The sequence below is a fragment of the Pseudomonas sp. SMV71 genome, assembly GCF_052042015.1.
In the GTDB taxonomy this organism is placed as follows: domain Bacteria; phylum Pseudomonadota; class Gammaproteobacteria; order Pseudomonadales; family Pseudomonadaceae; genus Aquipseudomonas.
The window spans coordinates 147,897-169,261 of the sequence record NZ_JBKGGU010000015.1; the positions used below are offsets into that span (position 1 = coordinate 147,897).

14 protein-coding genes are annotated in these 21,365 nt (G+C 63.6%); 4 read left to right on the forward strand and 10 right to left on the reverse strand.

Annotated features, from left to right (window positions below; translation table 11 throughout):
• Positions 1–6: 6 nt before the first annotated feature.
• Complete coding sequence (locus ACLEJQ_RS17340; RefSeq protein WP_440796802.1) at positions 7–7,236, reverse strand: Ig-like domain-containing protein; 7,230 nt, start codon at positions 7,234–7,236, stop codon at positions 7–9.
• 52 nt (positions 7,237–7,288) lie between these two features.
• Positions 7,289–8,134 carry a sulfotransferase family protein gene (locus ACLEJQ_RS17345; RefSeq protein WP_440796804.1) on the reverse strand — a complete coding sequence of 282 codons (846 nt, stop codon included), beginning with the start codon at positions 8,132–8,134 and terminating at the stop codon, positions 7,289–7,291.
• Between the two features lie 305 nt (positions 8,135–8,439).
• On the opposite strand from ACLEJQ_RS17345, the gene ACLEJQ_RS17350 reads away from it, so the two are divergent.
• Genes ACLEJQ_RS17350 through ACLEJQ_RS17360 form a run of 3 tightly spaced genes read left to right on the forward strand, consistent with a single transcriptional unit; the run spans position 8,440 to position 10,012 of the window.
• Positions 8,440–9,027 (forward strand): phage tail protein, encoded by a 588-nt coding sequence (locus ACLEJQ_RS17350; protein ID WP_440796806.1) that lies wholly within the window; start codon positions 8,440–8,442, stop codon positions 9,025–9,027.
• A 46-nt stretch (positions 9,028–9,073) separates the two neighbouring features.
• Positions 9,074–9,385 carry a DUF6916 family protein gene (locus ACLEJQ_RS17355; RefSeq protein ID WP_440796808.1) on the forward strand — a complete coding sequence of 104 codons (312 nt, stop codon included), beginning with the start codon at positions 9,074–9,076 and terminating at the stop codon, positions 9,383–9,385.
• Positions 9,386–9,424: 39 nt separating this feature from the next.
• A complete protein-coding gene (locus ACLEJQ_RS17360; RefSeq protein WP_440796810.1) occupies positions 9,425–10,012 on the forward strand; it encodes a phage tail protein in 588 nt (195 codons plus the stop codon).
• Between the two features lie 144 nt (positions 10,013–10,156).
• Here the strand turns inward: ACLEJQ_RS17360 and ACLEJQ_RS17365 are convergent, their stop codons facing one another.
• Genes ACLEJQ_RS17365 through ACLEJQ_RS17380 form a run of 4 tightly spaced genes read right to left on the reverse strand, consistent with a single transcriptional unit; the run spans position 10,157 to position 14,850 of the window.
• Positions 10,157–10,648: a GNAT family N-acetyltransferase gene (locus ACLEJQ_RS17365; RefSeq protein WP_440796812.1), complete on the reverse strand. Its 492-nt coding sequence runs from the start codon at positions 10,646–10,648 to the stop codon at positions 10,157–10,159.
• Between the two features lie 8 nt (positions 10,649–10,656).
• A complete protein-coding gene (locus tag ACLEJQ_RS17370; protein WP_440796814.1) occupies positions 10,657–12,753 on the reverse strand; it encodes a biotin/lipoyl-binding protein in 2,097 nt (698 codons plus the stop codon).
• Between the two features lies 1 nt (position 12,754).
• Positions 12,755–14,074, reverse strand: coding sequence for an efflux RND transporter periplasmic adaptor subunit (locus tag ACLEJQ_RS17375; RefSeq protein ID WP_440796816.1), 1,320 nt, complete (start codon positions 14,072–14,074; stop codon positions 12,755–12,757).
• The gene (locus ACLEJQ_RS17380; RefSeq protein ID WP_440796818.1) at positions 14,071–14,850 is read right to left on the reverse strand and encodes an efflux RND transporter periplasmic adaptor subunit; all 780 of its coding nucleotides are present in this window, start codon (positions 14,848–14,850) and stop codon (positions 14,071–14,073) included. Before ACLEJQ_RS17380 ends, ACLEJQ_RS17375 begins: the two co-directional genes overlap by 4 nt.
• 477 nt (positions 14,851–15,327) lie before the next feature.
• Between ACLEJQ_RS17380 and ACLEJQ_RS17385 the strand changes: the two genes are divergently transcribed.
• Positions 15,328–16,017: an NYN domain-containing protein gene (locus ACLEJQ_RS17385; protein WP_440796820.1), complete on the forward strand. Its 690-nt coding sequence runs from the start codon at positions 15,328–15,330 to the stop codon at positions 16,015–16,017.
• Here the strand turns inward: ACLEJQ_RS17385 and ACLEJQ_RS17390 are convergent.
• The 4 genes from ACLEJQ_RS17390 to ACLEJQ_RS17405 form a co-directional block, all read right to left on the reverse strand.
• Positions 15,998–17,584, reverse strand: coding sequence for an efflux transporter outer membrane subunit (locus ACLEJQ_RS17390; protein ID WP_440796822.1), 1,587 nt, complete (start codon positions 17,582–17,584; stop codon positions 15,998–16,000). The two genes, ACLEJQ_RS17385 and ACLEJQ_RS17390, sit on opposite strands and share 20 nt — an antisense overlap.
• Entirely contained in the window at positions 17,581–18,651 is a 1,071-nt protein-coding gene (locus ACLEJQ_RS17395; protein ID WP_440796824.1) for an HlyD family secretion protein, read from the reverse strand. Before ACLEJQ_RS17395 ends, ACLEJQ_RS17390 begins: the two co-directional genes overlap by 4 nt.
• A 16-nt stretch (positions 18,652–18,667) precedes the next feature.
• Positions 18,668–20,191, reverse strand: coding sequence for an MFS transporter (locus ACLEJQ_RS17400; protein ID WP_440796826.1), 1,524 nt, complete (start codon positions 20,189–20,191; stop codon positions 18,668–18,670).
• Positions 20,192–20,406: 215 nt separating this feature from the next.
• Positions 20,407–21,327, reverse strand: coding sequence for a LysR family transcriptional regulator (locus tag ACLEJQ_RS17405; protein ID WP_440796828.1), 921 nt, complete (start codon positions 21,325–21,327; stop codon positions 20,407–20,409).
• Positions 21,328–21,365: the final 38 nt, after the last annotated feature.

The following is a 21,365-nucleotide window of genomic DNA, read 5'->3' on the forward strand; positions in this document are numbered from 1 at the left end:
GTTTTTTCAGGCCTGCACGACCTGTTGCAGAGCCATCGCCAGGCTTTCGACCCGGCGCTGCTCAGTGTCCTTGATATGTTGCAACTGCTGGCCGAGCGTCGGTGCGCCAAAGACACCGCGCACGCCTTGGGACACATCCCCACCCTGCATCGATTGGCTGCCGAAGGCGTTCAGCGTTTCACTCTCGCCTGCAGTGTCCTGATTGAACAGGGACGACAGCGTGCTGCTGCCGAACACCCCGCCGTCTCCGCCACCGAATCCCAGGAAGCCATGGCCCGAGCCATCGCCGGCGGCGTCGTTGCTGAACACCTGGGCGATGTAGCTCGGCGCGAGCGCGCCACGGTTGATGAAAATATCCCCGATCGGACGCAGCCCCCCACCCACATCCCGCTGTTCGAACAGCGGCGGGAAACCCAGCGGCGAACCCAGGTTGCCGGTAGGCGGCGCGAAGACGATCGGTTGCAACGGCACCTCGGACGGCGGCGTAACCGTGACCGGGTCCGAAATCAGGTACTCCGGCGGCGGCTTCACATCGTTGGGCACCACAGTATCGATCGCATAATTATTCGACACCGCTACGCTGGCCCCGGCATTGCCCGTCAGGTCGCTGACATTGCTGGTGTCCAGGGCGATGAAGTTGCTCGGATCGGTGAGGTTAGCCGCCGGGGTGAACGTTGCGGTCCAGGTCCTGCCTCCGTCGCTGCTGGTCAGGTTGGTCAACACACCGTTGGTGACGCTGAGGTCCGACAGGTCGAAATTGCTGACGGCTTCACTGAAGGTGATTGTCACCTGGGTGCTCTCGCCCACGGTCAGGTTCGAGTCGGCGACCACGATAGTCGCTGTCGGCCGGGTAGCGTCGAGTGCGTAGTTGCTGGAAATCGCGATGCCTGCCCCGGCATTGCCGGCGATGTCCTGCACAGTGCTGGCGTCGAGCAGGATCAGGTTGGTGGCATCGCTGACGCCAGCGGTCGGCGTCAGGGTCGCGGTCCAGGTCAGGCCGCCATCGCTACTGGCGAGGTTAGACAACACGCCATTCGCCACGCTGATATCGGATAGATCGAAGCCGGTCACCGCCTCGGTGAAGCTGATGGTCACGGTGGTGGTCTGGCCGATGCCCAGGCTGGTATCGCCCAAGGTGATGGTAGCGCCCGGGCGGGCCGTATCGATCGCGTAGTTGTTGGAACTCACCACGCCAACCCCGCTGTTGCCCGAGACGTTGACCACGCCGCTGGTGTCCAGGCTGATCAGGTTGCTGGTGTCGGTGATATTGCTCGCCGGCGTGAAGGTTGCCGTCCAGGTGATGCCGCCATCGGAAGAGGACACATTGCTCAGGGTGCCGTTGCTTACATTCAGGTCGGCGTTGTCGAAACCGCTGACCGCTTCCGAGAAAGTGATGGTCACCAGAGAGGTTTCACCCACCCGCAGTGCACTGTCGGCGACCACCACCGTGGCCGTCGGCACCCGGGTCTCGACCGCGTAGTTGGCCGAATCAGTGGTGCCGGTCCCGGCGTTGCCGGCGGCATCGCTCACGCCACTGTTGTCCAGGCTGATCAGGTTGGTCGCGTCAGTCACGCCCAGGGTCGGTGTGAATGTCGCGGTCCAGGTCAGGCCGCCGTCACTGCTGCTGACAGTGCTCAAGGTCCCGTTACTGACACTCAGGTCGTCATTGCTGAAGCCGGTCACCGCTTCGCTGAAGGTGATGGTCACCTGCGCGGTTTCACCTGGCCGCAAGGTCGAATCGCTGAGCACGATGGTGGCCGTCGGGCGCTCGGTATCCAGCGCATAGTTGTTGGAATCGGTGGTGCCACTGCCGGCGTTACCCGCCAGGTCGGCAACGCCGCCGTTGGTGAGGGTGATGATGTTGCTGGTGTCGGTGATGCCAGCGGTCGGCGTGAAGGTGGCGGTCCAGGTGATGCCGCCGTCGCTGCTGCTCAGCCCGCTCAGGGTACCGTTGGCAACCGTCAGGTCGGCCGTGGTGAAACCGGTCACTGCTTCGCTGAAGGTGATGGTGACCAGTGACGTCTCGCCGGCGGCAATGGCCGCGTCGGCGACGACAATGGTCGCGGTCGGGCGCACGGTGTCGATGGCGTAGTTGTTGGAGTCGGTGGTGCCGACCCCGGCGTTGTTGGCGCCGTTGCGCACCCCGGTATTGTCCAGCGTGATCAGGTTGCTGGTGTCGGAGATGCTCGCGCTCGGCGTGAACGTCGCCGTCCAGGTCACACCGCCGTCCGACGACGAAACGTTGCTCAACGTGCCGTTGCTGACAGTCAGGTCGCTGTTGTCGAAACCGTTTACCGCTTCGCTGAAGGTGATGGTCACCAGCGACGTTTCACCGATGCTCAGGACGTTATCGGCCACCACGATGGTCGCGGTCGGCACTTGGGTGTCGACGCTGTAGTTGGCGGAATTGGTGGTGCCCGTCCCGGCATTGCCGGCCGCATCGCTCACGCCGGTGTTGTCGAGAATGATCAGGTTGGTCGCATCCCGCGTGCCGGCCGCCGGGGTGAAGGTCGCCGTCCAGGTGATGCCGCCATCGCTGCTGCTGACCGCGCTCAGGGTGCCGTTGGCAACACTCAGGTCATCGTTGGTGAAACCGGTCACGGCCTCGCTGAAGGTGATGGTCACCAAGGAGGTTTCGCCCGCACTCAGGCTGGCGTCGGTCATGACGATCGTCGCGGTCGGGCGCTGGCTGTCGATGCTGTAGTTATTGGAATCGGTGGTGCCGCTGCCGACGTTGCCCGCCAGGTCGGCAACGCCACCGTTAGTGAGGGTGATGACATTGCTGGTGTCGGTGATACCAGCGGTTGGCGTAAGGGTGGCGGTCCAGGTGATGCCGCCGTCACTGCTGCTCAGGCCGCTCAGGGTACCGTTGGCCACCGTGAGGTCCGCCGTGGTGAACGCCGTCACCGCTTCGCTGAAGGTGATGGTCACCAGTGACGTTTCGCCAGCGGCAATCGCCGTGTCGGCGACAACGATGGTTGCAGTCGGGCGCACGGTGTCGATGGCGTAGTTGTTGGAGTCGGTGGTGCCCACGCCAGCGTTGCTCGCGCCGTTGCGCACGCCGGTGTTGTCCAGGGTGATCAGGTTGCTGGTATCGGACACGCCGATGCTCGGAGTGAAAGTTGCGGTCCAGGTGACGCCGCCGTCCGACGACGAAACGCTGCTCAGCGTGCCGTTACTGATTGTCAGGTCACTGTTATCGAAGCCGTTCACCGCTTCGTTGAAGGTGATCGTCACCAGCGAGGTTTCACCGATGCGCAACGACGAATCGCTCACCACGATGGTCGCCGTCGGCACATTGGTGTCGATCTGGTAGTTGTTGGAGTTGGTGGTGCCGGTCCCCGTATTGCCGGCCGCGTCGCTGATGCCGGTGTTGTTCAGCACGATGACGTTGGAAGTGTCGACGACCCCGAGGGCCGGGGTGAAGGTGGCGGTCCAAGTGAAGCCGCCATCGCTGCTGCTGACCGCACTCAACGTGCCGTTGGCGACGGTCAGGTCGGAATTGTCGAAGCCGGTCACCGCCTCGCTGAACGTGATGGTCACCAGCGAGGTTTCACCGACGCTCAGCACGGTGTCGGCGACCACGATGGTCGCGGTCGGCCGCAAGGTATCGACGACGTAGTTGTTCGAACCGGTGGTGCCGGTGCCGGCGTTGCCAGCCCCATCCGTGACACCGGTGTTGTCCAGGGTGATCAGGTTGCTGGTGTCGGTGATGCCGGCCGAAGGCGTGAACGTCGCGGTGTAGGTGATGTTGTCGCTGGTGGTCAGTCCACTCAACACGCCGTTGGCCGCGGTCAGGTCGGCCAGGGTGAAACCGGTCACGGCTTCGCTGAAGGTGATGGTCACCAGCGAGGTTTCGCCCACGCTCAATGCGCTGTCGGCCACCACGATGGTCGCGGTGGGGCGTAGCGTGTCGATGGCGTAGTTGTTGGAATCGGTGGTGCCGCTGCCGGTGTTGCCGGCCGCGTCCTGCACGCCACTGTTGTCCAGGGTGATCAGGTTGCTGGCGTCGCTGATGCTGGCCGTCGGCGTGAAGATAGCCGTCCAGGTGATGCCGCCGTCGCTACTGCTCAACCCGCTGAGCGAACCGTTGGCGACGGTCAGGTCGGCGGTGGTCAGCCCCGTTACGGCTTCGTTGAAGGTGATGGTCACCACCGAGGTTTCGCCCACGCTCAATACGGTATCGGCGACCACGATGGTCGCGGTCGGGCGCTGGGTGTCGATGGCGTAGTTGTTCGAGTTGGTGGTACCAGTGCCGGCGTTACCCGCCGCATCCTGCACGCCGGTATTGGCCAGGACGATCAGGTTGGTCGCATCGCTGACACTGGCGTTCGGCGTCAGGGTCACGGTCCAGGTGATGCCGCCGTCGCTGCTGCTCAGCCCGCTCAAGGAGCCGTTGGCCACCGTCAGGTCGGCCAGGGTGAAACCGGTCACGGCCTCGCTGAAGGTAATGGTCACCAGCGAAGTTTCGCCAGCGCTCAGCGCAGTGTCGGCGACCACGATGGTGGCCGTCGGACGCAACGTATCGATCGCATAGTTATTCGAGTCGGTCGTGCCGATATTCCCGTTCCCGGACAGATCGGCAATGCCGCCGCTGTTCAGCGTGATCAGGTTCGTGGTGTCGCTGATACTGGCGGTCGGGGTCAGGGTGGCGGTCCAGGTGATGCCGCCGTCGCTGCTGCTCAACCCGGTAATCGTGCCGTTGGAGACCGTCAGATCGGCAGCGGTAAAGCCAGTGATCGGCTCGCTGAAGGTGATGGTCACCAGCGTGGTTTCGCCCACGCTAAGGGCAGTATCGGCGACCACGATGGTGGCCGTCGGACGGGCAGTGTCGATGGCGTAGTTGTTCGAGTTGGTGGTGCCCACACCGGCGTTGCCGGACAGGTCGGCGACCCCGGTCTTGTCCAGCACCACCAGGTTCGTGGTATCGGTGACGTCGGCAGTCGGTGTCAGGGTCGCGGTCCAGGTGATACCGCCGTCGGCGCTGCTCAGGCCGCTGATCGTGCCGTTCGCCACCGCCAGGTCGGCGGTGGTGAACCCGGTCACCGCTTCAGAGAAAGTGATGGTCACCGCCGAAGTTTCACCGCTTCTGAGCGCGGTGTCGGCCACCACGATGGTCGCGGTGGGCGCCACGGTGTCGTTGACGACATAATTGTTCGAGTTGGTAGCGCCCACGCCCGTGTTGCCGGCCAGGTCGGCGACGCCGGTATTGTCCAGCGTGATCACGTTGGTGGTATCGGCGATGTTGCTGGCCGCCGTCAATGTGCCGGTCCAGGTGATGCCGCCGTCGCTGCTGCTCAAGCTACCGACGCTGCCGTTCTGCACCGTCAGGTCGGACGCGGTAAGGCCGGTCACCGCTTCAGAGAAGGTGATCGTCACCAGCGACGTACCGCCGGAGTTCAAGTTGGTGTTCGCCACGACAACGGTCGCCGTGGGAGGCGTCGTGTCGGGCACATAGTTGGTGTTGATGGTGCCGCCGTCGCCATAGACGTTGGCGACGGAAGCCGGCGAAGTACCGGCGCTACCGGCGCTGCCGCCACCGACGCCGCTGCCGCCGACGTTGCCGGACAGGGCCGCAAAGTTGGCCGCGGTAATCAGGATCGCGCCCTTGTTCCAGATGGCGCCAACGCCGACGCCGCCCGCACCGCCGGTGTGGGTGTAGCCACCGCCGGCACCGCCGCCACCACCCCCACCACCGGCGCCGATGTTGTTGGAAATCACCGAGTTGCCGATGATGCGCAAAGTCGCACCGGTGTCGTTGTAGATACCACCGACGGCGCCGCCGCCCGCCCCGCCCACGGCGTTGTAGCCGTCACCGCCACCGCCGCCGCCAATGGACAAGCCCGCGCTGGCCGCCGTGCCGCCGGCCGAGCCGGTACTGTAGCCTGGATACGCCGCACCACCGGCACCACCGCTGGAGTTGCCGCCCCGCCCGCCCATGTTGAAGAAGCCACCGCCGGCGCCGCCCTGTCCGGTCGAGCCTACGGAGCCGGTGGCGTTGAGGGTGTCGCCGCCGCGACCGCCAATGCCACTGCCGACCGCGCCGCCACCACCACCGCCGCCACCGGCATATTGCGGCGTCACGCCGCCACCGCCGCCGCCACCCGATGCGGCGTTCGCGGTCACCGTGACGTTGCGCAGGGTCAGGGTCCCGGCGTTATAGATCCCGCCGGCCTTGGCGACTGCCGCATCGACGCCGCCATTGCCACCGTCGCCCGCCACCAGGCCGCGGGTGATCACCAAGCCATCGAGCGTCGCGGTCGTACCGGAGGTCACGTTGAGGACCTGGGTGCGGAATTGCCCGTCGAGGGTGACATCGGCGACGTTGTCATTATTGAGATCGCCGTCGATGGTCACGTTTCTGTTGACCACCAGCACCTGGGTCAGCGCGACGGTCATACCGCTGCTGAAGGTCACGATGTCGCCGTTCTGTGCCGAAGCCAGGGCCGCACGCAGCGAGCCCACGCCGGTGTTGGCGTTGTTGGTGGCGGTCCAGGTGGCGAGACCCCATTGGTAGTCGCCCATGGCATTGGCCGAGAGCGCATTGGCGCTCTCGATATTGCCGGTGGCGATTTCCAGGTCCCAGTCGCCGCCCAGGCCGGTGCGGTCGTTGGACGCCGCCACGTCGCGGCCGGTCAACTGCGCCAGCGAATCCACGAAGCTCAGGCCACGGTCGCCCTCGGCGGTGTAGCAGCCGTAGATCAGGATATCGCCGCCCGCGTTCATGTCCTGGCCGATCTGCGCCAGCACCTCACTGCGGGCCTGGACGTTATCCGCCGACAGGTAGGCGGTGCCCAGCCACAGGTCGCCGGCGTTACCGTGGGCGATGATCTGCACCGAGCTGACGCCCTGGTGGGTGTCCAGGTAATCGGCAATCTGTTGCAGGCCATCCTTGGTCGCATCCAGCTGAACCACCTGGGTACCAGGCGCCACGCCTTCGAGCAGACTGGCGGAATCCTTGACCCGGGAATCGACGAACACCACCGATTTGCCGGGGACGGCGGCCTGGGTAGCGTCGGCCTGTCCTTGAGGGGCGTGGCTGTTGTCAGCCGACTGATCGGCCGTGGGCGTCTTCGCCGCTTCGGCGGTGGGATGGGCGTCCGGTTGCGCGGCGTCGGCCACGGTCGCGGCCACCGCGCCGTCGAACAGCATGCGCGGCTCCAGGGACATGATCATTGGCGATGCCAGGGCCTGTGCGCCCTCGGTTACCCGCGATTTACCTTTGCTCCACCACATGACGTTCACCTGGACTCGAACTTCTTGAACACGCAAATGAAGAAAACCGCCATCAGCTGAGGGCGGCGTCGGTTTTCATACGAATGACATTGGCCGCGCTGGCAGACCCATCGCGCCAGAACGACAACTCGGCATACTTTTCAAACAGATCCGGCGGCAACAGGGTGCGCCGGGCTTGCGGCGCGACCTTGGGCTTGACCTTGTGCAGGCCGGCAACGCCCAGGGCCTGGTCGAAGGCCGGCGCGTCGTAGGTCAAGTGATTGAAATCGTGCTCGAACCAGGGCTCGCCGATGAACTCGTACACCAGGCGCATCACCCGCTCCGGGGCCTGGCTCAAAAGGTCGTAATCGACGATCAGCAGCGACTCGGCGTTTTCGCCGTAATAGGCTTCCTTGAGCGCCGTCCAGGCAAACCCCACCAGGCGGTTGCGCTGGGCCAGGGTTTCGCAGCGGCTGTAGACGGTGTTGCGCTCATCATCGTCGTTGAACAGCTTGGTGTTCTCGAACGGGTTGGCGCGGTATAGCCGTTCCAGGCTGTCGAGCACCCAGGCGACGTTGCGTACGCACGCGATGGTCTTGGCCTGGGGAAAGAGGTCCTGCAAGGCCGGCAGACGCGCGCACCATTGGCGGTTGGTGTCGAAGATGACCGGTTTGTCGGCCTTGTCAGCGTAGTAGGAATCAAACAGGCCGCGCAGCAGCCGACGACGCTGGTCGGTGTCGATCACCGAACCGAACTCACTGCCGGCGCTGCATTGTTGCAGGACGCTGCTGAACAGCGAGCCGACCGGGCTGGTCATGCCGGCGTGGAAGCGCGGATTCTGCAGAAGAATCGCGGAAAGAAGGGTCGAGCCCGAGCGCGGCAAGCCGGAGATAAAGTGAAACTGCGACAATCCCTTCACCGTGTGTAGTCCATTTTTACCCAGAGCGTAGCCGAGGAAATAATCCGCGCCTAGTACTACTTTGATATCAAGTGCCGTACCGTCTGTAAAAAAGATGGACGGTATAGACGACCAGGCGCGCCTGAATCGATTAAGCCAGCCGGCAATGTTTTTCCGCTGTCGTTGCTCGGCAAAATCCGTTATCCGCGTCTACGCTCAGCCGTGCGTGACCAGGCCAGGGAAAGAAAGGAGTCGGACTGATCGCACTCCTTCGCGCTATCCCGTCCGGCACCACCAGACCAAATAACCTGAGGGATGAGGATTCCATGGAAGTATTCATCGGCACTATCCAGCCGTTCGCCTTTAACTTCGCACCCAGGGACTGGGCGCTGTGCAACGGGCAGACGCTCAGCCTTGCCCAATACCAGACCTTGTTCGCGCTGATCGGCGTGACGTACGGAGGAGACGGCCAGACCACTTTTCTGCTCCCCAACCTGCAAGGCCGCATGCCCATCGGCCAGGGCAATGGGCTGGGCCTGACCCCACGGGTCATCGGCATGGTTTCCGGCACCGAGAACGTCACGGCAACCATCAACAACCTGCCCAACCACACCCACGCTCTCACCGGCGTCACGGCCAACACCACCCTGCAACTGGCGAACCCGGCCAGCAATCCACTGAACACACCCACGGCCACCAACTCGTTCATCGGCACTTCGGGCACCGGGCCGGGCGCGGCGAATATCTATTCCGACCAGCTCGGCGCCTCGCCAGTGCCCTTGCAAGGCGTCAGCACAACCGTCAGCGGGACGATTTCACCGACCGGCAACGGTTTGCCAATGGCAATCATGAACCCGTTCCTGGCGATCAATTTCAGCATTGCCCTCCAAGGCATTTTCCCGTCCCGCAACTGATGGTCCGCCGGGGGGCGCGAGTCCTCCGGCCTTTTGGAGTTTCGACATGCTGCATGAGGTTCATAGCCACCATTTCCAACCGTTGCTGGGCCAGACCAGCGAGCTCACCCTGCCCGATGGAAGCCGCCTGCCCGTACGGATCGAATCCCTTGAACAGACCCCTCGAGCGAAGATGCCGCACGCGCAACGCATGCCGTTCTGCGTGGAGTTCAACAGTCTTGGAACCACGGAATTCGTCGACGGGCTCTGTGCGCTGGAGGTGCCCGAACTGGGACGCCTCGAAGGGCTCTTCGTGTCGCGCATACCGCCCATGGGACGCGATCCCACGGTGGGGTATTTCTACATAGCGTTCAACTGAACCCAGCATCAGACCAATAACCTGAAGGACGAGGAATCTATGGAAGTCTTCATGGGCACCATCCAGCCGTTTGCCTTTAACTTTGCACCCAGCGGTTGGGCGCTCTGCTATGGGCAAACGCTTGGCATCGCGCAATACCAGGCGCTTTTCTCCCTGCTCGGCACCTACTACGGGGGCAACGGCCAGACCAACTTCATGCTGCCCAACCTGCAAGGCCGGCTGCCCCTGGGCCAGGGTAGCGGCGCAGGCCTGAGCACACGGGTGATTGGCGAGGTTTCCGGCACCGAGAACGTCACCGCGACCCTGAACAACCTGCCGAACCACACCCACACCCTCACCGGCATCACCGCCAATACCACCCTGCAACTGGCGAACCCGGCGAGCAACCCGGCGAACACGCCAAGCGCTACCAACTCATTCATCGGCACCTCGGGCACCGGGCCGGGCGCGGCAAATATCTATTCCGATCAGATTGGCGCTTCGCCGGTGCCGCTCAAAGGCGTGAGCACGACCGTCAGCGGTACGGTTGCGCCGACGGGCAATGGCTTGCCGATGTCAATCATGAATCCGTTCCTGGCGATCAACTTCAGCATCGCCCTGAACGGCCTGTTCCCGTCCAGGAACTGAAGACCCACTGCAAAGCTGCCCGCAGCAATGTGGGAGCGAGCCTGCTCGCGATAGCGGTGTGTCAGTGACCAGTGGCTCGACTGACCCGGCGCTTTCGCGAGCAGGCTCGCTCCCACAAGGGACAGGCGACGCATCGGCGATTCATCAGTTGCCCTTCGGATACCAGACCAACCGCTGCGCCGCCGGGTTGCTTTCCTGCACCTGGAAGCCCAGCGCCAGGTAGTGCTGGCGTGCGTGGGGATTGCTGGCCCAGACCACGGTCGCCACCGGGCAGCGGATCTGTTGCGCGGCTTTCTGCACTCCCTGCAACACGGCCCGGCCATAACCCTGCCCGCGGGCCTGGGGGATGAAGGCCAGATACAGCACGCGGATTTCATTGGGTCCGAAATCGGTACTCAGCGCGCCAATGGCGGTGCCGAGCTTTTCCACCACGTAATGCATGGCATTGGGGAAATTCTCCCCCAACCCCTGCTCCTGCACCTGGAACTGTTGGGCGATTACCTGTTGCACCTGCTCGTGCTCACCATCGATCCATTGCAGATCCGGTCGCGCCGCCTGGTAAAGGCTCTGTAAAAACGGCCCGTCGCTGACCTGTGATGGGCGCACTACCAATCCTTCTGCCGCCACTGCTTGCATGTTCGCTCCTAGAACCCGCTTTCCCTCACACCCAGCGCCGCCAACCGGCGCCAGGCCGCTCCCAATACCGACTCGCCCTGCCCCTGCAACACCACCACGCCTCGCAGCGGTTGCACCGGCGCTGACGAGTCGTCGACGGCGCTCAAGCGCACGCCATATTGAGCCTGCACCGGTTCAGCCCGTTGCTGCGAATCGCGACGCACGGCAATTGGACCGTGGTGATCGGACGTGAGTGCCTGCTGCTCGACCCAGGCCACGCCGTTGGTATCGACTTCATCCAGCCGTACGGCAATCGAGGGATGCATCGGATCGTCGGCGATAAACCGACCCGTGGCACCAGCCCCGACCCGCCACAGTTCGGCTTCGGTCAGGTAGCCGCGCAACCGGGAATCGGTCTGGACCACTCGCGCCAGCGCTTGCGTGGGTGACAACCAGCGACCGGGCACCAGCTCCGGCAACAGATCTCGCACCTGGCCGGCGTGGGGCGCGCGCAATGACAGGCGTTCGCGCTGGGCCACCAGGCCGCGGAACTCGGCCACCGCTTCGGCCAGTTGCTGTTCGACGATGCCGGCGTCGGCCGCGGTTTCGCTGCGCCCGGCCTGGCGGCGCATTTGCAACTGCTGGATTTCGATTTCCCGGCGCACGATGGACAGGCGCGAGGCCATGTCCGGTGACTCCAGTTCGATCAGCACATCGCCCTGCGCCACGGTCTGACCGTCGTGCACGTTGACCTGTTTGACCCGCGCCGCGACAGGCGCATACAACGCACTGGCGCGTCCGGCCTCCAGCATGGCCGGCACCTCCACGGCGCTACGCCAAGGCAGCAATAACGCCACCAGCAAGGCCAGCAGTACCAGGGCGCTGAACAGCACTCGCGGCGTGTGGGCCTGTTCGCGGCGGCTCCACCATTGCCGCCATTCGTTCACGATGGGCATAAAGATGAACCAGACCAATTCCACCATCATCAGAAAAATGCCCAGCACCTTGAAGAACAGGTGATAGACCGCCAGGGCAATCCCGAAGAACAACACCGCGCGCCATAACCACGAGCCGTATCCCCACAGCAGCAGACGGCGGCGCATCTTCGGCGACCAGGGTTCCGGTGCCGCCACGCCATAGCCGAACAAGGCCTCGCGCAGGCGCCAGCGGCACAGGGCAAATGCGCGCCCCTGAAGGTTATCCACCGCCCAGAAATCGCTGAGCAGGAAATATCCATCAAAGCGCATGAACGGGTTCAGGTTGATTATCAGGGTGGTGATCCAGGTCGCACTCGCCAGCATGAACGCCGCCGTGCGCGCCGGCCCATCGGGCAACAACGACCAGGCCAGCAGTGCAACGCACGCCAGCAACAGCTCCGCCAGAACCCCACCGGCGCCGATCAGCAACCGGGCCCGACGATCGTTGATCCTCCAGGCGTCGCTGACATCGGTGTAGAACATCGGCAGCAACACCATGAACGCCACGCCCATGCTTTGCACCCGGCAACCGGCGCGCTTGGCCATGAAAGCATGGCCGAACTCATGGCACAGCTTGGCGAAAAACAACGCTGCCCCGAACGCCAGCGCACCACCGAGGCTGAACAGGTGCGGAAACGTTGCCACGAACCGCTGCCAGTCCCGCGAGACCAGGAAAATACCCAGGCCCAGCGTCAGCGGCATGCCATAGCGCAGGATGGCCGGACCGAATCGCGCCAGCCAAGGCCAGGCGCGGTTGAGAAACGCATCCGGGCGCCACAGCGGGATACGGAAAAACAGATATTGGTGCAGCAGCACCTGCCACAGGCTCTGGCGCTGGGCGGCCAGCTTGAACTGATAGCTGTCGCGCTGTTGCGGGTCCGTCGCGCTGATCAGGTCATGCCCGCGCAAGAAGCCCAGCAGTTGCTCCAGCGACTCGTCATTGAGCGGCAGGCCCGGCTCGCGATTGGCCGCTTGCAGCACCTGTTGCGGATCCCCCAGAGACCAATGCCGCAACATGCGCATCGCCGCCGCGCCAAGTTTGAAATAGCGGCCACGAACCGGGTCGGCCAAGGTCCATTGGGGCGAGCCATCCGGGTCCGGGGCTGCCGGCGACAATTGCAGGTCCGCCCGCAAGCTCGGCAGGTTCATACTACAGGCCTACACTCTGACGCAGGCCAGCCAGTGGCCGACGCAACAGGTACAGCGCCAGCGGGGCGCGGTCGCCAAAAATCTTTGCCGTGCCCCTCAAGCCGATACGCGGCGCCGTCGCTTCGAAACGCGCATCGAGCCGATACGCCAGTTGTCCGGCGGCGGTGGGCTGCGCTTCGTAGGCCGACCGTTCGAGTCGGGCCAGGTGGCGCTGCAACGGATCGCTGTCGAGAAACAACGCCACTTGCGCCCCGGGGGCCAGGGTGATCGCATCGCCCACTGCCAACTCGATACGCAACTCGGCCTGGTTCGGGTCAGCGATTTCCATCAGCCGCTCGCCGGTCTGTACCGGTTTACCCAACCAGCGTTCGGCGTCGGCGAACACCGCGATGCCGTCACGCTCGGCGCGCACTTCGCTGCGCTTGAGCAGCTCGATCGCGTAGTTGCGCTCGGCGCGTTTCTGCTCGACGCGGGCGGCCAGCAGGTCAATTTTCGAACTGGATTCGGCGTCGGCAAACGCACGCTGGGCGTTGGCCTTGAGTTCAGCCTCGGCCACCCCCAACGCACGCTCGGCGACATCGGCCTGGGCCTTGAGGCTGGTGCTTTCGAAGCGCAGCAGCAGGTCGCCGTTCTTGACGCTCTGGTTGGGCTTGACCAGGAATTCGGCGATCACGCCGTCCAACGGTGCCGCCACCACCTGCCCACCCAGCGGCACCACCTCGGCGGGGGCCAGTACCGACTGGCGCACCGGGATCAGCAGCCCCAGCAACAGCACTGCCACCAGCGCGACCTGGCGTTTGCGGGTCCAGCGCAGACGCCACGGCTTGCGCGGTTGCAGCGCCAGCCAGGCGTGGCTGTAGGTGTCGCCCAGTTGCGACAACAGCACTTGCTCCGGCGGCGTCCACGGCAAGTCGCGGGCCAGCCACAAGCCACCAAACACCTGCCCCTGATGATCGATCAACGGCAACCAGAACACCTGCCCCGCCGACAGGCTCTGCCAATCCGAACGGATCGATTCACTCAACCCCTCGGCGGCGATCACCCGGGCCTGGTTCAATTGGCCTTGCTTGAACAACTGCGCCACCGCCTGCTCGACAAACGCCACGAACGGCGCATTCGGCTCGATGACGCTGACGCCGGTCACCGCCTGGACCTTGCCGGCAATCAACAGTGCGGCGTGGCGAAAGCCGAACAACGCCTGGCCGTCGTTGACCAGGCTGTAGCTCAACTGCGCCGGCGTACGGGCGGCCCGCGTCTGGCGTTCAAGGTCGAGGAAGCGGGCAAACACCTGCTCGGCGCTGCCCATGACCGGGGCGTTCACTTGGGCTCCGCGAAACGCGCCGTGCCGCTCATGCCCGAGAGCAGGCCGCTGGCATCCGGCACGCTCGCCACCAGCAGCAGGGTCTGGCTGCCCTCATCGATACGTGCGCCCAGGCGCTTGACCGTCGCTTGCAACGGCTTGCCGGTTTCATCAGGAATGAAGGTAAAGGGTTGGCCGGGCTTGAGCTTGTCCATCCAGCGCGACGGCACCAACAGATGGATCTCCAGGGTGCGGTTGTCGACCACATCCAGCAGCGGCGCGCCGGCTGCGACGCTTTCATAGCGCTGGACCTTGCGCGCCACCACCTGCCCGTCGAACGGCGCGATCACGCTGCAACGCTTGACCTGCACCTGATACACCTGGGACTGCGCCTGCGCCTCGCTGAGCCGGGCTTCGGCTCGCGAAACTTCGAAGCGCCCGACCGACTTCAACTGCTCCAGCTGCCGGTTGTGGGCCAGCTCTTCACCGGCACCGCGACTGGCCGCCTGGGCCGCATTGAGCTGGGCCTGGTACGCCGAGCAATCGAACCGCGCCAGGGTATCGCCCTTCTTGAACGACTCGCCTTCGCTGAACGGCAATTCGACGATCCGCCCGGCCAACTCACTGGCCAGCACCGCCTGATCCCGCGCCCGCAGCACCCCACGCGCTTCATTGCCACCCGCCGAGTCGGCGGTGACGTTACTTTGCAGCAATGGATCGTCCGCCACAGGCGTTTGCGCCTGGACACCACACGTTACAAAGGCCAATCCCACAACCCAACTACTCAAACGCCACATGACCGCTACTCCCTGACGGATGGGCGGAGTCTACGACAGCGGTGGGGAGCGTCAAGGGCGTTGCCTTGGGAAGTGGGAAAACTCTTGTTTCAAAAAGGCTGGACGAGCGCTCAACAGCACTTAATTATTTGCCTAAAGGTAAAGGGAAAATTTCTTACGAAGATGCCGGAAGATCCGCTCGTTCAAAACAGCAGGAAATGATGGACTATTTTTGACATTAAACCTCTCCAGCTATTTTGAATGGCCGCCGTAATAATGACTGACAAATCAGCTTGAAAATGCCTTGACCCTTCACAGCGAGGCTGCACAAAACTCAACTCGCCGGTGCTGATGCTTGCCCACTTGCTGTTGACGTAATGTCAACTCAGGCTTAGGATTCGCTCACTGCTCAACCCCGTACGCAGAGATTAAGTTCTCTGGCCGTTGGGGTGAAAAAACCGGCTTCGGCCGGTTTTTTCGTCTCTGGGGGTTGAGTTTGTGCGCACCGCTTTCTTCGTCGATGGTTATAACGTTTTTTATGGTTTGCTCGCCGGCACGCCTTATAAATGGCTGAACCTTGCGCAGTTGCTCGCACACATTGTTCGAGTCGAAAATCCTCTGAACACACTCGCCTCCGTTGAGTACTTCACGTCCTCCGTAAAACCGGAACTGGCGACGCGTGGAATCACGTCCAAAGAGGCTCAAGACTCATATGTCCGTGCGTTAAAGGCCAGCAACGTCATCGTTCATTATGGGCGCCATCAGCTGGAACGTGCCAATGCCCCCCGTTTTGTGAACAGAGAAGTCGGAGCATCACGCCAGGACACGGTTGCTATCTGGAAACTGGAAGAAAAGGAAACCGACGTCCATATAGCAATCAGCATGTACCGCACAGCTTCCAGACAAGAAAAACTGCCACGGGACAAACGTATCGAACAACTGGTGCTGGTCTCTGGGGATACAGACCTGGCTCCTGCTCTTAGAGCCATTCGGGAGGATTTCCCTCACGTGAAAATTGGCGTTGTGCTTCCCTATCGGAGCGGATCCAGACGCTTGGCGCCCGGTTCTTTACAACAGCACGCCCACTGGATGCGCCGCGTAGTCACCTGTGAAGAACTCCAATCCAATCAATTCCCAAACCGAGTTCCCACTCACAAAGCCCCCGCCATCAAGCCGGATTACTGGTAACCCCAGCCGCCAGCGGATACACAGACTCCCATCCCCCACCCAACGCCTTGTACAAGGCAACCATGGCCAACGACACGCCGGTCGAGCTTTCGACCAGTTGTTCCTGGGTCGCCAGCAAGGCGCTCTGTACGGTGAGGACGTTGACGAAGTCCACCACGCCTTCGACGTACTGTTGTTGCGCGGTGCGCAGGGCGATCTGGTTCTGGCGCACGGCTTCGGCAAGGCTGTCGCGGCGTAGTTGGCTGGTGTTGTAGGCGTTCAGTTGGTCGTCGATTTCATGCCAGGCCTTGAGCACGGTCTGCTGGTAAGCGACGGCGGCTTCCTGTTGCTGGGCCTGGCGCAGGTGCAACATGCCGCGCAAGCGCCCGCCATCGAACAACGGCAGGCTGAACTGCGGACCGATGCCGAATGCCCGTGAACCCCATGATCCAAAATCGCTGAGTTGCATGGCCTGGGAGCCGATGTTTCCCGACAAGGTTATGCGTGGGTAAAAATCGCCTTCGGCCACGCCGATATTGGCGGTGGCAGCGTGCAACCGGGCCTCGGCCTGGCGGATGTCCGGGCGGCGTTCGGCCAGTTGCGACGGCAGACCGATGGCGACCTGACGCGGGGCCTGGGGCACCGGTGCGTCATTGGAGAGTTGAGCCTGCAATGCTTGCGGTGGCTGGCCGATCAGCAGGCTCAGGGCGTTGATCAGTTGTGACTGGCGCTGCAGCAATGCGGGCAATCGCGCCTCGATGGCCGCGACCTGGGCCGCCGCTTCGGCCACGTCCAGATCCGTAGCAACGCCATCGGCCAGGCGCAGCTGTGTGAGCTTCAAGCTGTGGCGTGCCACGTCAAGATTCTGCTCGGTCACCGCCCGTGTGCTTTGCACGCCACGCAATTGCAGATAGTCCTGGGCTGTCTCGGCGAGCACCGCCAGCAGCGCAGCGCGACGCTCGTTCTGCGCGACTTGCAGATGAGCGTCCGCCGCTTCAGTCTCGCGTCGCACCCGCCCCCACACATCCAGCTCCCAGGCCGCGGAAAACCCAGCATCCCACAGATTGAAGGGCGCATCGCCGGCGTTGCCCGAGGGGTCGTTCAAGCCTTCACCGCTGTTGCGCCTGCGGGCATAACTGCCGGTGGCCGAGCCGCTGGGGTATTGCGCCGAGGTGACGACCTGACGCGCGGCGCGGCTTTGTTGCAGGCGGCTGCCGGCGAGTTTCAAGTCGAGGTTGTCGGCCACGGCGCGGCGGGTCAACGCAGATAAGGTCGGGTCGTTGAAGACTTCCCACCAGCGCTCGTTCATATCGGCACTGACCAGTTGGCTGGCAGCGGCACGGGCCGGCGTCGGCCATTGCGCGATCCGCTGCGTCTCGGGACGCTGGTAGTCCGGGCCGACGGTGCAGGCCGACAGGGCTGCCATGAGCAAGACTGTGACTGATTTGAGAGGCCAATGGCCCCATCGCGAGCAAGCTCGCTCCCACAGGGGATCTGGGTTTGGCTCAAGGCCTCCTGTGTGACGCAGGCCCAATGTGGGAGCGAGCCTGCTCGCGATGGGGCCTGAGCAGCCAATGAATCCTTTCATCGCTGTGTCACCTCCCGGCCACCACTCCCCGATCCTGCGGTATCGATACGCGCCTCCACCGACATTCCCACCCGTAACCGCTCCACCAGCGGCTGGCCGGGATCCAGGACAATCTTCACCGGGATGCGCTGCACGACCTTGGTGAAGTTGCCGGTGGCGTTGTCCGGCTTGACCGCGGCGAAGGTCACGCCGGTGGCGGGAGCGATGCTCTGCACAAGACCATGCAGGCGTTCGCCTCCCAAGCTGTCGACCCGCACCTCGACACGCTGGCCCGGCTGTACATCGGTGAGTTGAGTCTCCTGAAAATTCGCCACCACATATGCCTGAGCCAGCGGCACCACGGCCAGCAGCTTGCTGCCCGGCGTCACATAGGCGCCGACCCGCACCGCCCGCTCGCCGACCATGCCGTCCTGGGGCGCGACGATGCGGGTGTACGACAATTCATAGCTGGCTATTTCCAACGCCGCCTGGGCCCGCTTCAATCCACCTTCGGCGGCGTCGCGTTGGGCGGTGAGAATCTCCACCTGTTTGCGCTCGGCCGCCAGGACCGCCGTGGCGCTTGCCAACCGTGCACTGGCCTGATCGATGCGGGTCTGGGCCTGCTGGGCATTCTGCACGGTACCGGCGCCCACCCCGGCCAGGTGCTTGTAGCGGTTGAGTTCATGGTCAGCAAACGCCATTTCGGCCTTGGCCGCCATCACATTGGCCTGGGCCTGGGCGATGACCGAGGCCTGGCGCTCCAGGGTCGCCCGGGCATTTTCCAACTGGGCCCGCGCCACCACGGTCTGGGCGTCGGCGGCCTGGGCGGCGGCGTGCAGATCGCGATCGTCGATCAACGCCAGCAACTGCCCGGCCTTGACCTGCTGGTTATCCTCTACCAGCACTTCTTTGATGAAACCGGCCACGCGGGGCATCACCAGGGTGTAATCCGCCGCAACGAACGCGTCGTTGGTGCTCTGCTGCAGGCGCCGGCCAAACAGGCCCGGCGTGAGTAAATACATCGATGTGCCGAGCACTACCATCGCCGCAACGCCAATGGCGAGTGGTCTTTTCAATTGAGTCTTCATGGAAAACCTTCCGGGTTCAGCGTGGCGCGCCAGGCGGATAGATCCGCGTCGGCAACCAGAAAATAAGCAGGATCAGGGCGAGCGCGACGCCCGCCATGCACAGGTAAAGATCCGAGGAAGTCAGCACCACCGCCTGTTCATGCAGGCGGTGGGCAAGGCCGGGCATGGCGCTGTCGGCCAGAGGCGAATTGCCGAGGCTGTCCACCAGCATCGTCGAGTGGAAATGCAGTCGCGAGGTGGTCAGCGCGTCGAGTACGCCGGTGGCGATCACCGCAGCCAGGCCCTTCACCGTGTTGAACCAGGCCGATGCGAGCGGCCCTTCCATCGGTGAAATACTCCCGGTCGAGAGCATCAGCAGCGGCAGTACGGCCATGGGTTGGCCGAAGATCTGCAACAGCTGCAGCCCGTAGAAATCATCGCGAATCCACGCCGAGGTCAGCTGCGAACCGCCCAGACACGACAACACCAACATGCCCAGGCCGATGCCCAGCACCCAGCGGCAATCGACCCAACGCAAATTGCACAGCGCCGCCACCAACGGCAAGGCGATCAACTGCGGCAGCGCCATCAGCAGCATCACCGGCGCGGTCTGCACCGGCCGATAACCCTGCACCTGCGCCAGATAACTGGAGGGAATGATGATCACCGCCAACAGCACCACCAGCACCCCGGCCAGGGTTATCAAAGCGAACAACAGGTTACGTATGCCAAGCATCTGCAGCTTGAAGAACGGCACCGGTTGCGACCATTCGTTGATCAGGAACAGCACCAGCAACAACAACCCGCCACCGAGCAAGGTGCAGATCAGGCTCGACTCGAACCAGTCCAGCCGGTTGCCTTGCAGGATGCCGATCACCAGCATGCAGATCGCCGGGAAGCCCAGCAGCAGGCCGCGCCAGTTGAACTGCTTGAGACGCTCCAGGCGCAGCGGATCCTGGGGCAGACCGTAGGCCACCGCCGCCATGGCGATCAGGCACGGCACAATGATCTGCCAGAAGGTCCATTGCCAGCCGAAGTATTCGGTCCACAGGCCGGCCAATGGCGTGCCCAGGCCCGGCCCGAAGGTGGCGGTCAAGGCGTAGCCGGCCAGGCCATAGAGTTTTACCTCGGCCGGCAGGAAGCGCAGGGCGACCGTCATCAGCATCGGCGGTAACGCGCCCCCCGCCAGACCTTGCAGGGTGCGCAGCAGCAACAGGCTTTCGTAACTCGGCGCGAACGGACACAGCACGCCCAGCAACGTGAACAGCCCGATGGCCCACAGCGTGAAACGGCGCAGAGAGAAGGTCACCGAGCACCAGGGCGCGAAAGCCATGGCAGCGACCGAAGTAGCGGCATAACACGCCACCAGCCAGGTACCTTCGTCATACCCGATGGCCATGGCGCCGCGGATATCGGCCAGGGCGACCTTGATGACCATCTCGTTCAGCCCCGAAACCAGTACCGCCAGCAACACACCCACCAGGCCGATGATAATCCGCAGGCCGAACACCGACGGTACGGCGGTGGCCGCAGGAATCGTCGTGGTCGTAAGGGATGTCATGGATTACAAACACTCCGGTCAGAAATACCGGAGCAGTTTAAAAACCATGGATGCTGACAAAAAGTGACTTATCGGCAGCTTATAAGTGCACACCGCGCAGCAATGAGTACCCTTCGCCTTTGTGGGAGCGAGCTTGCTCGCGATAGCGGTGTATCTGTTACATCGATGGTGACTGACAGGCCGTCATCGCGAGCAAGCTCGCCCCCACAGGTCGTTCACTCTGGCTGCGCTGCCAGCCAGGTTTCCTCGCAACAAGCCTTGAGCGTTTCTCGCAGCCAGCGGTGGGCCGGGTCGTTGTCGAAGCGCGGGTGCCAGGCCTGGGTCAACACCAGCGTCGGCAATGGGATCGGCAAGGTGAACGAACGCAGGCGCAGCCCCAGACGCCGGACACTGAGCAGCGCTTCTTTGGGCACCGGCAGGATCAGGTCGGAATCGGGCAACGCAAACATCGCCGCGTGGAAACTCGGCGCAATGACCGCCACCCGCCGCTCCAGGCCCAAGGCATTGAGCGCCGTGTCGATAGGGCCACGGGCAATGCCCCGGCGGGACATGCTGATGTGGGAAAACCCGGCGTACCGCTGCGCCGTGATCTCACCATCGAGCAGCGGATGGTCTTCGCGCACCAGGCCCACAAAGTGCGTGGAAAACAGGTTCTGCACTTTCACTTCCGGCATCACTGGACGGTTATTGCTGATGTTCAGGTCGATGCGCCCCTCGCGCAGGGCCTCATCATCGCCGTCGCCCTCCGGCACGAAGCGCACCTCGCAGTGGGGCGCCTGACGCTCAAGGGTATCGAATAGCTTGCCGCCATACACACCGACGAAGAAATCGTTGGCACGAATGCTGAAGCGCCGGCGCAGAGTGCTCAGGTCCACGGTGTCGGCCGAGCGAAACAGCAGCGTCGCCTGTTCTACCAGGTCGCGTACCTGCTCGCGCAGGGCCAGGGCCTTGGGCGTCGGCACCAGGCCCCGGCCGGCGCGTACCAGGATCGGATCGCCAATGGCCTCGCGGATTCGCGTCAGGGTGCGACTCATGGCGGCAGGGCTGAGGTGCATCCGCCGCGCGGCGCCGACCACACTGCCCTCATCGAGCAGCGCATCGAGCGCCACCAGCAGATTCATGTCCGGGAGTTGCATACTGAGCACTCGTGGCTGAAGAGAATTGACCTGCACGC

What these genes read in the sequence shown, in the direction of transcription:
- ACLEJQ_RS17340 (WP_440796802.1), bottom strand. Translation starts at nt 7,236, where the DNA reads ATGTGGTGGAGCAAAGGTAAATCGCGGGTAACCGAGGGCGCACAGGCC.
- ACLEJQ_RS17350 (WP_440796806.1), top strand. Translation starts at nt 8,440, where the DNA reads ATGGAAGTATTCATCGGCACTATCCAGCCGTTCGCCTTTAACTTCGCA.
- ACLEJQ_RS17355 (WP_440796808.1), top strand. Translation starts at nt 9,074, where the DNA reads ATGCTGCATGAGGTTCATAGCCACCATTTCCAACCGTTGCTGGGCCAG.
- ACLEJQ_RS17360 (WP_440796810.1), top strand. Translation starts at nt 9,425, where the DNA reads ATGGAAGTCTTCATGGGCACCATCCAGCCGTTTGCCTTTAACTTTGCA.
- ACLEJQ_RS17365 (WP_440796812.1), bottom strand. Translation starts at nt 10,648, where the DNA reads ATGCAAGCAGTGGCGGCAGAAGGATTGGTAGTGCGCCCATCACAGGTC.
- ACLEJQ_RS17370 (WP_440796814.1), bottom strand. Translation starts at nt 12,753, where the DNA reads ATGAACCTGCCGAGCTTGCGGGCGGACCTGCAATTGTCGCCGGCAGCC.
- ACLEJQ_RS17380 (WP_440796818.1), bottom strand. Translation starts at nt 14,850, where the DNA reads ATGTGGCGTTTGAGTAGTTGGGTTGTGGGATTGGCCTTTGTAACGTGT.
- ACLEJQ_RS17390 (WP_440796822.1), bottom strand. Translation starts at nt 17,584, where the DNA reads ATGAAAGGATTCATTGGCTGCTCAGGCCCCATCGCGAGCAGGCTCGCT.
- ACLEJQ_RS17395 (WP_440796824.1), bottom strand. Translation starts at nt 18,651, where the DNA reads ATGAAGACTCAATTGAAAAGACCACTCGCCATTGGCGTTGCGGCGATG.
- ACLEJQ_RS17400 (WP_440796826.1), bottom strand. Translation starts at nt 20,191, where the DNA reads ATGACATCCCTTACGACCACGACGATTCCTGCGGCCACCGCCGTACCG.
- ACLEJQ_RS17405 (WP_440796828.1), bottom strand. Translation starts at nt 21,327, where the DNA reads ATGCAACTCCCGGACATGAATCTGCTGGTGGCGCTCGATGCGCTGCTC.